Source organism: Microbacterium hatanonis (assembly GCF_008017415.1).
Classification (GTDB): Bacteria; Actinomycetota; Actinomycetes; order Actinomycetales; family Microbacteriaceae; genus Microbacterium; species Microbacterium hatanonis.
Genome location: NZ_VRSV01000001.1, coordinates 706,910 through 719,911 on the forward strand (window position 1 = coordinate 706,910; position 13,002 = coordinate 719,911).

The following is a 13,002-nucleotide window of genomic DNA, read 5'->3' on the forward strand; positions in this document are numbered from 1 at the left end:
CATGCGGCGCGTTCTCATCCTCGGATCGACCGGCTCGATCGGCACTCAGGCACTCGACGTCATCCGGGCCAACCCCGGGCGATTCAAGGTCGTCGGGCTCGCCGCGGGCACGGACCGGACGGGTCTCGAGGCCCAGGCCGAGGAGTTCGGCGTCGAGCACACCGCCCTCGGGGCGGTCGAGGCCGAGCAGCTGGTGCGCGACGTGGACGCCGACGTGGTGCTCAACGGCATCACCGGTTCGGTGGGGCTCGGCCCCACGCTCGCGGCGCTGGAGAGCGGACGCACTCTGGCGCTGGCGAACAAGGAGTCGCTGATCGTCGGCGGAGCGCTGGTCACGGCGCTCGCCGCCCCCGGCCAGATCGTGCCGGTCGACTCGGAGCACTCGGCGATCGCCCAGGCCCTGCGCTCGGGCACCGCCGACGAGGTGCGACGCCTCGTGCTGACGGCATCGGGCGGTCCGTTCCGCGGCCGCTCGCGTGCCTCGCTCTCGGAGGTGACCCCCGCCGAGGCGCTGGCCCATCCCACCTGGGACATGGGGCGCGTGGTGACCACGAACTCCGCCACGCTCGTGAACAAGGGTCTCGAGGTCATCGAGGCCCATCTGCTGTTCGACGTGCCCTACGACCGCATCGACGTGGTGGTGCATCCGCAGTCGATCGTGCACTCGATGGTCGAGTTCGTCGACGGGTCGACCATCGCCCAGGCCTCTCCACCCGACATGCGGCTGCCGATCTCCCTCGGCCTCGACTGGCCCGAGCGCGTGGCCGGCGTGGGACGCCCGCTCGACTGGACCACCGCCACCTCATGGACGTTCGAGCCCCTCGACGAGGGTGCGTTCCCGGCGGTCGCCCTCGCGAAACGCGTCGGCCGCGCCGGGCGCACCTACCCCGCCGTCTTCAACGCGGCGAACGAGCAGGCGGTCGACGCGTTCCACGAAGGCCGACTTCCCTTCCCGGGGATCGTGGAGCTCATCGAACGGGTCGTCGAGTCGCACGAGGCGCCGGCGGAGCTCACCCGGCAGACGCTCGCCGAGGCGGAGCGCTGGGCTCGGGATGCCGCCGATCGGGCGATCGCCGCAGCATCCTGATCCCGCTCGTCAGGGCGAGTCGAACAGACGCTCGGGGTCGGAGCTCGGCGTCGAGTCGTCGGGGTAGGGCACGGGCCAGTGCGGATCGGAGACGGGCCAGCCGGCGGCGCGCAGGGCGCGGCGGGCGAGCTCGCGGGCGGAGTAAGGGGTGCGGTTGCCGCGGATGTCGCGGTAGTCCTGGTGCCCCGGGCCCGCCCAGAGGATCGCGTCGCCCTCGCCGACAAGGGCGATGGCCTCGACGATGGCCCGCTCGGGGGGCGAGAACTCGAGGATCTCGGCGTCCGGACGCGCCCGGCGTGCCCCCTCGACGAGGGTCGCGCGGATGGTGTCGGGGTTCTCGTGCCGGGGGTGATGGTCGGTGACGACGAGGATGTCGCTTCCTTCCACGGCGGTGCGGCCCATGTCGTGGCGCTTGGTCGCGTCGCGGTCGCCGTCGGCGCCGAAGAGCATCAGCACGCGCCCGGGAGTGACCCGGCGGACGGCGGCAAGGGTCTTCTCGAACGCGTCGGGGGAGTGCCCGAAGTCGACGTAGACGGCGGGACCGCGCTCGCCTGAGACGCGCTGCGTGCGGCCGGGGAGATAGGCGTCGACGCGGGCGCCGTCGAGGGCTGAGACCAGGGCGTCCCAGGTGTAGCCCGCTTCGAGCATCATCACGATCGCCAGGCCCGCGTTCGCTGCCATGTGCCGTCCTATCACGGGCACGACGGTCGTGAGTGCGCGGCCCTCCGGACCGCGCAGACGGAACCGCGTGCCGTCCTGCCGCTCGTCGACGATCTCGACGATCCAGTCCGCGTCGGCCGCGGCATCCGGGTCTTCGGCGATGTCGGGGGTCGCGATGGTGACGACGGGGATCTCGGCCCGGTCCCGTACCTCGAGGCCCGACACCGAATCGAGGGACACGACCGCTCGCCGGGCGCGATCGGCGCGGAACAGCGGCAGCTTCGCCTCGAAGTACTCGCGCATGTCGGCGTAGTCGTCGAGGTGGTCGTGGGAGAGGTTGGTGAACGCGGCGACGTCGAAGACCATGCCGTCGACGCGATGACGGCTGAGGGCCTGCGCGCTCACCTCGACGGCGACGGCTTCGACGCCGCGTTCGCGCATGAGCGCGAGGAGAGCGTGGAATTCGGATGCTTCGGGGGTGGTCAGGCGCGAGACGATGACCTGGCCCGCGATGTGGCGCTCGGCCGTCGACGAGAGCCCCGTCACGACGCCGAGCTGGCCGAGGATGCCCTCGAGCAGGTGCGAGACGCTCGTCTTGCCGTTCGTGCCGGTGGTGGCGAAGAGGACCGGGAGATCGTCGTCGGGTCCGGTGCCGTAGATCCAGGCCGAGAGCGCGCCCAGCATCGCGCGGGGGTCGTCGACCACGACGATCGGGAGTCCGGCGTCGGCGGCGAGACGGGATCCCTCGTCATCGGTGATGACCGCCACGGCCCCCTTCTCCGCCGCGGTCGCGGCGTAGGAGGCGCCGTGGCTGTTGACGCCGCGGATCGCCACGAAGGCTTCACCCGGTCGCAGGTCGGCGGTGGCGAGCGTGATGCCCGTCAGGGTGACCGAGGAGGTGTCGCCGTCGACGCGCGTCGCGAACCGGCGGGCCAGTTCGTCGAGGCTGCGGACGGGCGGGTGTTCCGGTCGGAGCACGGGAGGGAGGTTCGAGGCAGCGGTCGGCATGTTGCATCCATTCTCGCATCCGCGCGCGTCGGGTCCGCAGAGCGCGGCGTCGCGGCCGCCCCGTGTCGAGGCGGCCGCGACGGGTGCGTCAGGCGCGCCGGCGCACGATCGCGGTCACCGCGACGATCAGGGCGATCGCCCCGAGCGCGAGACCGGCGCCGCCGAGCCACAGGGCCGTCGGGTCGGCGCGCAGGGATGCGGCGGGGACGGCGTCGGCGGCATCGGCCTCGGTGGCGTCGTGCTCGGCTGAGGCGTCGTGACCGCCGTGCTCGTCGCCGCTCGCCGAGACGGCGCCGACGGCGACGATCGGGGCGGGTGATTCGGGCTCGTCGGCGCCCTCGGCGGCGACCTCGGTCCACGCCGTCTGGCCCGTGACGCACACCTGCGTCACGGGGAAGGCGACGTCGGTGTCGGCGAGTTCCGCACCGAAGCGGGCGTCGAGGCTCACCTCTCCCTTGATCCCGTTCTCGACGGGGGCGACGGCGGAGTAGGTGACGCGCGAGACCGTGCCGTTGTCGGCGACGTCGCGCTGGATGGTCCAGTTGGCGTCGGCGACGGGCACCACATTCGTGACGCCCTCGGGGATGTCGATGATCATCGAGGTGGTGGGCGACTCCTCGCAGCCGTGGCTGAACGAGAACGTCAGGCTCGTGGACGCATCGGCCGAGGCGTTCTCGGGGGTCACGTGCACGTGGGCGGAGGCGGCGAGCGGCGCGGCGACGGCGAGGGCCGCCCCCAGCACGACACCGGCGAGGATGCGGGTACGGGTGGTGGAAGTCATGGTTCTCTCTCGGATGCGGGCGACGCCGCGCGCGATCGCGCGGTGGGCGTACGCCGAAGGTGGGGGTGCCGCGGATACCGCGGCGAAGGTGCGCCGCGTTCAGGCGGCGAGGGGGACCGGGAGGGCGGTCGGCGGCCCTCGGCGACCGAGTCCGGGCGGCAGGACAGCACGGGCACGCGGCCGGGTCGGGAGGGCGTCGACACGGCGCAGCACGGCGGACGAGGGGGGCGCGGGCACCGCGACGGCGGCCCGGCGGACGACCCAGGCTGCGATCCTCGCGAGCAGCGACTCTCCCCGGCAGACCAGGGCGATCGTCACGATCGCGGCGAGCAGGTGCGCGAGGGTCATGTCGGCGCCTGCGACCCCCGCCGCATCCATCGTCCACGTCGAGGTGGCGCCGTGCGCGTGACCGAGCATCGCGTAGGCGGTCCTCGACCCCTCTCCGATGTCGCCCACCAGGGCGAACGCGGCGTGGAACAGCACCTGACCGGCGCCGACCGCGAGCGCCGCGCGCCAGGGAGCCGGTCGCGGTGAGGCCAGGGCCGTGGCCGCGGGAACGGCGAGGGCGAACAGGACCGCGCAGAACAGGGGCGAAGGTGCGACGCCACCGCCCAGGGTGTGGGCGGCGGCGGCCGTGATCGTGGCGATCCCCGCGAACACGGCGCCGCGGATCGCGCGCGCCGCCCGTGTGTTCATCCCGCCAGGCTAGCGCGCCACCGCGACAGGCTTCGCGGGGAAGAGCCAGGACGCTCGGCCCATTCAAAGACACGCGGGAGTACGGTGATCGCTGTGACCGCCCTTGCCTTCATCGTCGGAGTCGTCCTGCTCGTGGTGGGACTGGCCGTGTCGATCGCGCTGCACGAGGTCGGACACCTGGTTCCCGCGAAGCTGTTCGGCGTTCGCGTCGGGCAGTACATGATCGGGTTCGGTCCGACCCTGTGGTCGAAGCGGATCGGAGAGACCGAGTACGGGTTCAAGGCCCTCCCTCTCGGCGGCTACATCTCCATGGCCGGCATGTACCCGCCGTCGTCCGACGACACCGATGCGGGCAGGCCCCGCGGCCGCATGCGCGCGATGTTCGCCACGATGGTGCAGGACGCGCGCGCTGCCAACGACGAGACCCTCGTCGGGGTCGAGGACCGCGTCTTCTACAAGCTGTCCGTCTGGAAGCGCGTCGTGATCATGCTCGGCGGGCCGGTCATGAACCTCCTTCTGGCGATCGTGATCTTCACGGTCCTCGCGAGCGGGATCGGCGTGCAGACGGCGACGACGACGCTCGCCTCGGTCAACGAGTGCGTGATCTCGGCCGATGCGGGCCGCACCGACTGCGTCGCGTCGGACCCGGCCGCGCCCGCCGCCGAGGCCGGGGTGCTGCCCGGTGACGTGCTGGTCTCGGTCGACGGCACGCCCGTGTCGACGTTCGCCGATGCGTCGGCCATCATCCAGGACTCGCCGAATCAGGCGCTCTCCATCGTGATCTCCCGCGACGGCGCCGAGAAGACGCTCTCGATCACCCCGGCGCTGACCACGCGCGCCGTCACCGACGACCTCGGACGCGCGGTCGTCGGCGACGACGGCGCGGTGCAGACCGAGGAGGTCGGGTTCATCGGCGTCGGAGCGCAGACCGCGCTCGTGGCACAGCCGGTGTGGGTGGGCACCGAGATGACGTTCGAGAGGCTGGGCGCCGTCGCGGGCGTCATGACGCAGCTTCCGGTGCGTGTCTACGAGACCGCCGTCGATCTGTTCACCGGGCAGGAGCGCGACCCCAATGGGCCGCTGAGCGTGGTCGGGGCCGGTCGTCTCGCGGGCGACATCGCCGCGGTCGATGCGCCGATCCAGAATCGCGCCGCCGGAATCCTCGAACTGCTCGCGTCGCTGAACATCGCCCTGTTCGTGTTCAACCTGATCCCGCTGCTGCCGCTCGACGGCGGACACGTCGTGGTCGCCCTGTGGGACGGCATCAAGCGGTTCTGGGCGCGCCTGCGCAACCGCGTCAGCACCCCGGTCGACGCGACGAAGCTCGTCCCGGTCACGCTGGTCGTCGTCGTGCTGCTCGTCGGCATGGGCGGCATCCTCGTGCTCGCCGACCTGTTCAACCCGATCTCGATCGTCTGACGGCGGGTCAGGCGAAAGCCTGGGCGACCAGCCTCTCGAGGGTGCGCATGCCGTCGCGCGACAGAATCGACTCGAGGTGCCCCTGCACCGACGCGAAACCCGCCCCGCGCAGGGCGTACACGTCGCCCGTCACCGGGTCTGCCGCGATCTCGACGTCGCCGGTGCGCGCAGCATCCGACTCCCGAGCGGTGAACGTGTTGTAGAAGCCGATCGATGCCTGCTCGCCGAAGAGGTCGACGGTCTTCTGCAGGCCCTGGTGCGGGCGCTCCAGCGGGGCGAGCTCGAGACCGAGCGAATCGGCGAGGATCTGGTGGCTCAAGCAGACGGCGAGGAGGGGGGTGCCCGCCTCACGCCGGCGTCCCACCACCTCGCGCATCCGGCGGATGCGCGCACTCGAGGTGTCACGGGGGTCGCCGGGGCCGGGGCCGGAGACGACGAGCTCGGCGTCGTCGATCTGCGCGTCGGTGACCTCGGCCCAGGGGGCGATGTCGACCTCGAGACCAAGGTGGCGCAGCTGGTGGGCGAGCATCGTGGTGAAGCGGTCCTCCGCATCCACGACGACGGCACGGCGTCCGGCGAACGGACCGACGACCTCGTTCTCCTGCGGGTTCATCCAGAACGGTGCGAGCCGGGAGTTCCGCGACGCCAGTAGCTCGGCCACGGCGGGGTCGTCCGCGAGAGAGGGGCGCTCGGCGACGGCGGGGGAGTCGGGGTCGGCGGTCGGATGCTGCGCGACAGGGACGTCTCGGGCGATCGCCCCGATGGCGCCCAGGACGCCCGCGGCCTTGCCGTGCGTCTCGCCGACCTCGCCGTCGGGGTCGGAGTGGCGAACGAGGGTGGCGCCGACCGGCACCCGGAGCTGTCCGTCCGACAGATAGGCGGTGCGGATGAGGATGGGCGCGTCGAGGTCGTGGGTGGCGCCCCCGTCCTGCGACGCGGACGGCGTGAAGAGGGCGGCGACGCCGGAGTAGTAGCCGCGGGGACCGCGCTCGTGGCGGGCGATCACGGCGCAGGCGTTCTGCATCGGCGACCCGGTGACGGTGGGGGCGAACATGGTCTCGCGGAGGATGTCGCGGGGGTCCAGGCGGCTGCGGCCCCGCAGCACGTACTCCGTGTGCGTGAGACGCGACATCTCCTTGAGGTGCGGGCCGGTGATGCGCCCGCCGTCGGAGCAGACGGCGCTCATCATCTTGAGCTCCTCGTCGACGACCATGAAGAGCTCTTCGGTCTCCTTCGTCGAGGAGAGGAACTCGCTCAGGGTCTCGGCCGTCGCCCCGCCGGCGGGGTGCCGGAAGGTGCCCGAGATCGGGTTCATCGTCACGACGCCCTCACGGGCGATCACGTGCGCCTCGGGGCTCGCTCCGACGGCGACGAGGCCGGGGGTGATGACGGCGAACGTCCAGTAGGCGCCGCGTTCGTGCTCGAGGAGGGCGCGGAACCAGGTCAGCGCGGCCGTGCGCTCATCGGCGGTGACACGGGCGGTGAAATCGCGACGGATCACGAAATTCGCACCCTCGCCGCGGCCGATCTCGTCGGAGATCACCCGCCGGACGATGTCGGCGTACTCCTCGTCGGCGATATCGAAACCGGCATCCTCGAACGGCACGGGTTCGGACGGTAGCGCGGTCAGGGCTTCGTCGCGTGTCACCGCCACGTGCTCGTCGACGACGAGGCACCGCAGCGGCGCGTCGTCGTCGCGGCAGACGAAGCCGCGCTCCACCACCTGGCGGTACGGGACGAGGGCGAGGATCTCTCGCGCGGTCCCACCGGCGTCGGTGAGGGGGATGTCGGCCAGGAGCGCGACATCGACGACGTCGCCGGTGAGGATCTCGACGGTGCGGCCGTCGCGCGCGATCAGCGCGAACGGCTCGGTTCCCGCGGCGAGGGCGTGCAGGCGGGAGAGGGGTGCGGGGCCGGTCATGGTCGGTCTTTCGTCGGAAGGGGCGGTCGCCCGACGCGGCTGCCTAACGAAAAAGACCGCCTCGCGGGCGGTCTGTCAACGTGCGAACGCCCACCGCCTAAACGGTGGGCCACCAGGAGCGGTTCGCGGACATGCGCCGAACGTACCACACCGGCTTCGGCCTCCTCGCAGGTCGCCCGGCGTAGGCTGAGCACGTGCCTGCAGTCAATTTAGGGATGCCGCGAGTCGCCCAGGTTCTCGCCCCCCGCCGGAAGAGCCGTCAGATCAAGGTCGGTAAGGTCCTCGTCGGCGGTGACGCTCCCGTCAGCGTGCAGTCGATGACGACGACGCCGACCACGAACATCAACGCCACGCTGCAGCAGATCGCCGAGCTGACAGCATCCGGCTGCGAGATCGTGCGCGTCGCCGTCCCGTCGCAGGACGACGCCGACGTGCTGCACATCATCGCCAAGAAGAGCCAGATCCCCGTCATCGCCGACATCCACTTCCAGCCGAAGTACGTCTTCCAGGCGATCGACGCCGGGTGCGCCGCAGTGCGCGTCAACCCGGGCAACATTCGCAAGTTCGACGACCAGGTCGGCTCGATCGCCGCCGCCGCCAAGGCGGCGGGCGTGTCCCTGCGCATCGGCGTCAACGCCGGATCGCTCGACCCCCGTCTGCTCGAGAAGTACGGCAAGGCCACCCCCGAGGCGCTCGCGGAGAGCGCGCGCTGGGAGGCGAGCCTGTTCGAGGAGCACGACTTCCACGACTTCAAGATCTCGGTCAAGCACAACGACCCGGTGATCATGGTGCAGGCCTATCGTCTGCTCGCGCAGATGGGCGATTGGCCGCTGCACCTCGGCGTGACCGAGGCGGGCCCCGCGTTCCAGGGCACGATCAAGTCGGCCACCGCCTTCGGCATCCTGCTCTCCGAGGGCATCGGCGACACCATCCGCGTGTCGCTGTCGGCGCCGCCGGCCGAAGAGGTCAAGGTCGGTCACCAGATCCTGCAGTCGCTCAACCTGCGCGAGCGAAAGCTCGAGATCGTGTCGTGCCCGTCCTGCGGACGCGCCCAAGTCGACGTGTATACGCTCGCCGACGACGTGACCGAAGGACTCAAGGACATGACGGTGCCGCTGCGCGTCGCCGTCATGGGCTGCGTCGTCAACGGTCCCGGCGAAGCGCGCGAGGCCGACCTCGGCGTCGCCTCCGGCAACGGCAAGGGGCAGATCTTCGTCAAGGGTCAGGTCATCAAGACCGTGCCCGAGGCCGACATCGTCAAGACCCTCATCGAGGAGGCCAACCGCATGGCCGCCGAGATGGGCCCCGACGCTCAGATCGGAACCGCGCAGGTCATCACGGCCTGACGACTTCCGACGAATTCTCGGCGGCGGCGCCGGGTTGTCGGCGGAAGGATCGGGTGCGGTAGCGTTCGACCTCATGTCCGCCGTGCCACCGTCCGCCGCGTCGTCCACTTCCCCTGCTCCTCCCGCCGCGTCGCTGTCGCGACCGATCATCGCGGGTGTCGTCACCGCCCTGGTCGGCTTCACGAGCACGTTCGCGGTGGTCCTCACCGGGCTCCGCGCGGTCGGTGCGACGCCGGGACAGGCGGCGAGCGGGCTGCTGGCGGTCACCCTGGCGGCCGGTCTCGGCTGCATCGTGATGGCCTGGCGCTACCGCATGCCGATCACGATCGCCTGGTCGACGCCGGGCGTCGCCCTTCTCGCCGCGACCGGCGCGGTCGAGGGCGGATGGTCTGCCGCCGTCGGAGGGTTCCTCGTGGCGGCGGTGCTGATCCTGCTCACCGCGCTGTTCCCGCCCATCGGCGCGCTCATCGCCCGCATCCCCCCGTCGATCGCCCAGGCGATGCTCGCCGGGGTGCTGCTGCCCCTGTGCGTCGCACCGTTCGGCGGTCTGGTCGCCAACCCGTGGGGCGTGGCGCCCGTGATCATCGTGTGGCTCGTCTTCTCGCGACTGCTGCCGCGCTGGGCGGTGCCCCTCGCGTTCGTGGCCGCGATCGTGGTGGTCGCGATCGAGCTCGCGCGCACCGGGGTGGGGACGGATGCTGCGGCACTCCTGCCGCGCCTGGAGTTCACCGCTCCGACCTTCACCATCGGCGCGGTCATCGGCATCGGGCTTCCGCTCTTCGTCGTGACGATGGCGTCGCAGAACGTGCCCGGCGTGGCGGTGATGCGCAGCTTCGGCTACGAGATCCCGTGGCGCCCGGCGATGCTCGTCACGGGCCTCGGCACGGCCGCTGCCGCGACCGCCGGCGGGCACGCCGTCAACCTCGGTGCGATCAGCGCGGCGATCGCCGCCGGCCCCGACTCGCACCCCGACCCGAAGCGGCGGTGGGTCGCGGGTGTCTCCGCGGGAGGCTCGTACCTGGTGCTCGGTGCGCTCTCGGCCGCCTTCGCCGCGCTCGTGCTGCTCGCTCCCGTCGGTGTCATCCCGGCCGTCGCGGGCCTGGCGCTGTTCGGAGCGTTCGGCTCGGCGATTCAGCAGGCGATCGACGACCCGGGCGAGCGGGTCCCGGCCGTCGTCACCTTCCTCGTCGCTGCATCCGGCATCGCGATCTTCGGGGTGAGTGCGGCGTTCTGGGCGCTCGCCGCCGGGCTGATCGTGCGCGCCGTGCTGCACGTCGGGCGCCGCTGACGCAGCATCCGTCTCACCGGCGGAGGAGATCTCACCGGCGGAGGAGGAATGAGCCACCTCGGGTAATCCGCCCGTGACTTCTCGTCCGCTCACGACACGGGGTCGGATGCTGAGGCGGCGCCCGAGCTCAGTCGAGCGCGCCCCCGGTGATGCGCGCGTCGCCGCGTGTGTCCAGCGAGGTGCGGACGGCGACCTCGAGCGAGCGCACGATGTCTGCGAGAGGCAGGGCGGGCGCTCCCGCCGGCGCGGTCTCGGCTGCCCACGGCACGTGAACGAAGCCCGCTCGCACGTCCTGCTGCGCCGCGACGGCGTCGAGTGCGGTGAACATGACGTGGTTGCAGACGAACGTTCCGGCGGAGTGGGAGACGGATGCGGGTATCCCCGCACCGGCGATGGCCGCGGCGATCGCCTTCACGGGCAGCGTTGCGAAGTAGGCGGCGGGCGACCCCGGAACCGACGGCGCGTCGAGCGGCTGCTCGCCCGCGTTGTCGGGGATGCGGGCATCGGCGAGGTTGATCGCCACGCGCTCCGGTGTCACCTGCGCGCGGTTGCCCGCGAGCCCTGCGGCGATGACGACGTCGGGGGAGTGCTCGTCGATGAGTACGCGCAGGCGAGCCGCCGCCCCGGCGAAGGTCACCGGCAGCACCTCGGTCACGAGGGTCTCCGGGCCCGTCCACCGTTCCGCGACGGCCCGGACGGCGTCACCCGAAGGGTTCGTCGCGTCGCCCGCGAAGGGCTCGAAACCGGTGAGCAGCACGGTGGTCATCACTCCAGGCTAGGTGTCGCTGGCGCTTCCCCGGCTCGATGCGGGGCACTCAGACGGCAGCACGCGCGGCGTCTTCTGAGGAGAATTCTGTTGCCGAGGGCCAGAATCAGCCCGAGCGCCCTCAGTACGCGGAATCCCCTCAGGAACGGACGCGGCGCGCCCGCGTGGGGTGCGCCCGTAAACTCGAACCGTGGTCACACGTCTGTCGCATTACTTCCTCCGTACGCTCCGCGAAGACCCGGCTGATGCCGAGGTCCCCAGCCACCGACTGCTGGTGCGGGCGGGATACATCCGCCGCCAGGCGCCGGGCGTCTTCGCGTGGCTGCCGCTCGGGCTGCGGGTGAAGGCGAAGATCGAGGCGATCATCCGCGACGAGATGGCGAACGCCGGTGCCTACGAGGTGCACTTCCCGGCGCTCCTGCCGCGCGAGCCCTACGAGCTCTCGGGGCGGTGGGAGGAGTACGGCGACGGCATGTTCCGTCTGAAGGACCGCAAGGGCGCCGACTACCTCCTCGCCCCCACGCACGAAGAGGTCTTCACGCTGCTCGTGAAAGACCTCTACAACTCGTACAAAGACCTGCCGCTGACGATCTACCAGATCCAGGACAAGTACCGCGACGAGGCCCGCCCGCGGGCAGGACTGCTGCGCGGCCGCGAATTCACGATGAAGGACGCCTACTCGTTCGATGCGAGCGACGCCGGTCTCGATGCGTCGTACCAGGCGCAGCGCGATGCGTACGAGCGCATCTTCCGGCGCCTCGGGCTCGAGTACGTCATCGTCGCCGCCGACGCCGGCGCGATGGGCGGGTCGAAGTCGGAGGAGTTCCTGCACCCCACCGACATCGGCGAAGACACCTTCGTGCGCTCGGAGGGCGGGTACGCGGCGAACGTCGAGGCGTTCACGACGGTCGTGCCCGAGCCGATCGCGTTCGACGGCCTCGCCGAGCCCGTGATCTTCGATTCGCCGAACACCCCGACCATCCAGACGCTGGTCGACCACGCGAACGCGACGATGGACGGCGACTACACGGCCGCCGACACGCTCAAGAACGTCGTGCTGGCCCTCACCCACCTCGACGGCACGCGCGAGGTCGTCGCCGTCGGCCTCCCCGGAGACCGCGACGTCGACGACAAGCGCGTCGAGGTGGCCTTCGCGCCCGCGGCGGTCGAGCCCGCCACGGCGGAGGACTTCGAGCGCAACCCGCTCCTGGTGAAGGGCTACATCGGGCCGTGGTCCGAGACCGGCCCGATCCTGGGCGAGGAGTCGGCCACCGGCATCCGCTACTTCCTCGATCCTCGCGTCGTCGACGGCACCTCGTGGATCACGGGCGCCAACATCGACGAGAAGCACGTGCACTCCCTCGTCGCCGGCCGCGACTTCACCGCTGACGGTTTCATCGAGGTCGCCACCGTGCGCGAGGGCGACCCGGCGCCCGACGGTTCGGGTCCGGTGCGGCTCGCGCGCGGCATGGAGATCGGTCACGTGTTCCAGCTCGGCCGCAAGTACGCCGAGGCGCTCGGGCTCAAAGTGCTCGACGAGAACGGCAAGCTCGTCACCGTCACGATGGGCTCGTACGGCATCGGTGTCACCCGCATCCTCGCCAACATCGCCGAGCTCAACAACGACGACAAGGGCCTCATCTGGCCGGCGTCCGTGGCGCCGTTCGACGTTCACGTGGTCGCCACCGGACGGGATGCCGCGGCGTTCGAGCTCGCAGCGTCGCTGTCGGCCGACCTCGAGGCATCCGGATTCGACGTGCTCTACGACGACCGCCCGAAGGTGTCGCCCGGCGTCAAGTTCGGCGACGCCGAGCTCGTGGGCGTGCCCCGCATCGTCATCGTCGGGCGCGGCGCCGCCGACGGCGAGGTCGAGCTCTGGGATCGCCGCACCGGCGACCGCCAGGTGGTCCCGGCCGCCGAGGCCGTCGCCCGCCTCACGGCCTGACGTCACGACCACCGTCACGGGCGGAGGGGATCTCACGGCGGGAGGAGCGCGTCAGCTCCGAGAGTCCTCCGTCGGTGAGAACTCC

General features: G+C 71.4%; 10 protein-coding genes. 5 read left to right on the forward strand and 5 right to left on the reverse strand.

Translation table 11 applies throughout. The features are described 5' to 3' along the window. Position 1 precedes the first annotated feature (1 nt). Positions 2-1,087: a 1-deoxy-D-xylulose-5-phosphate reductoisomerase gene (dxr, locus tag FVP77_RS03345; protein ID WP_147893246.1), complete on the forward strand. Its 1,086-nt coding sequence runs from the start codon at positions 2-4 to the stop codon at positions 1,085-1,087. Between the two features lie 9 nt (positions 1,088-1,096). Here the strand turns inward: dxr and FVP77_RS03350 are convergent, their stop codons facing one another. From FVP77_RS03350 to FVP77_RS03360, 3 genes are all read right to left on the reverse strand, one after another. Then, positions 1,097-2,755 (reverse strand): Mur ligase family protein, encoded by a 1,659-nt coding sequence (locus FVP77_RS03350; protein ID WP_187266799.1) that lies wholly within the window; start codon positions 2,753-2,755, stop codon positions 1,097-1,099. Positions 2,756-2,843: 88 nt separating this feature from the next. Beyond that, positions 2,844-3,536: a DUF1775 domain-containing protein gene (locus tag FVP77_RS03355; RefSeq protein WP_147893247.1), complete on the reverse strand. Its 693-nt coding sequence runs from the start codon at positions 3,534-3,536 to the stop codon at positions 2,844-2,846. A gap of 99 nt (positions 3,537-3,635) precedes the next feature. After that, the gene (locus FVP77_RS03360) at positions 3,636-4,232 is read right to left on the reverse strand and encodes a hypothetical protein (RefSeq protein ID WP_147893248.1); all 597 of its coding nucleotides are present in this window, start codon (positions 4,230-4,232) and stop codon (positions 3,636-3,638) included. Positions 4,233-4,325: 93 nt separating this feature from the next. Between FVP77_RS03360 and FVP77_RS03365 the strand changes: the two genes are divergently transcribed. Next, the gene (locus tag FVP77_RS03365) at positions 4,326-5,651 is read left to right on the forward strand and encodes a M50 family metallopeptidase (protein ID WP_147893249.1); all 1,326 of its coding nucleotides are present in this window, start codon (positions 4,326-4,328) and stop codon (positions 5,649-5,651) included. Positions 5,652-5,658: 7 nt separating this feature from the next. Here the strand turns inward: FVP77_RS03365 and FVP77_RS03370 are convergent, their stop codons facing one another. Beyond that, the gene (locus FVP77_RS03370; RefSeq protein WP_147893250.1) at positions 5,659-7,572 is read right to left on the reverse strand and encodes an anthranilate synthase family protein; all 1,914 of its coding nucleotides are present in this window, start codon (positions 7,570-7,572) and stop codon (positions 5,659-5,661) included. Between the two features lie 194 nt (positions 7,573-7,766). Between FVP77_RS03370 and ispG the strand changes: the two genes are divergently transcribed. Together ispG and FVP77_RS03380 are read left to right on the forward strand one after the other, a co-directional pair. Continuing rightward, positions 7,767-8,918 carry a flavodoxin-dependent (E)-4-hydroxy-3-methylbut-2-enyl-diphosphate synthase gene (ispG, locus tag FVP77_RS03375; protein ID WP_187266800.1) on the forward strand — a complete coding sequence of 384 codons (1,152 nt, stop codon included), beginning with the start codon at positions 7,767-7,769 and terminating at the stop codon, positions 8,916-8,918. 73 nt (positions 8,919-8,991) lie between these two features. Continuing rightward, positions 8,992-10,206: a benzoate/H(+) symporter BenE family transporter gene (locus FVP77_RS03380; protein ID WP_147893251.1), complete on the forward strand. Its 1,215-nt coding sequence runs from the start codon at positions 8,992-8,994 to the stop codon at positions 10,204-10,206. 127 nt (positions 10,207-10,333) lie between these two features. Here FVP77_RS03380 and pcp read toward each other — a convergent pair whose 3' ends face one another. Beyond that, positions 10,334-10,972: a pyroglutamyl-peptidase I gene (pcp, locus tag FVP77_RS03385; protein ID WP_187266801.1), complete on the reverse strand. Its 639-nt coding sequence runs from the start codon at positions 10,970-10,972 to the stop codon at positions 10,334-10,336. 190 nt (positions 10,973-11,162) lie between these two features. Between pcp and FVP77_RS03390 the strand changes: the two genes are divergently transcribed. Continuing rightward, the gene (locus tag FVP77_RS03390; protein ID WP_147893252.1) at positions 11,163-12,917 is read left to right on the forward strand and encodes a proline--tRNA ligase; all 1,755 of its coding nucleotides are present in this window, start codon (positions 11,163-11,165) and stop codon (positions 12,915-12,917) included. Positions 12,918-13,002 lie beyond the last annotated feature (85 nt).

Excerpts from the sequence above, each read along its gene's own strand:
- dxr (WP_147893246.1), top strand. The coding sequence starts at position 2 with ATGCGGCGCGTTCTCATCCTCGGATCGACCGGCTCGATCGGCACTCAG.
- FVP77_RS03350 (WP_187266799.1), bottom strand. The coding sequence starts at position 2,755 with ATGCCGACCGCTGCCTCGAACCTCCCTCCCGTGCTCCGACCGGAACAC.
- FVP77_RS03355 (WP_147893247.1), bottom strand. The coding sequence starts at position 3,536 with ATGACTTCCACCACCCGTACCCGCATCCTCGCCGGTGTCGTGCTGGGG.
- FVP77_RS03360 (WP_147893248.1), bottom strand. The coding sequence starts at position 4,232 with ATGAACACACGGGCGGCGCGCGCGATCCGCGGCGCCGTGTTCGCGGGG.
- FVP77_RS03370 (WP_147893250.1), bottom strand. The coding sequence starts at position 7,572 with ATGACCGGCCCCGCACCCCTCTCCCGCCTGCACGCCCTCGCCGCGGGA.
- FVP77_RS03380 (WP_147893251.1), top strand. The coding sequence starts at position 8,992 with ATGTCCGCCGTGCCACCGTCCGCCGCGTCGTCCACTTCCCCTGCTCCT.
- pcp (WP_187266801.1), bottom strand. The coding sequence starts at position 10,972 with ATGACCACCGTGCTGCTCACCGGTTTCGAGCCCTTCGCGGGCGACGCG.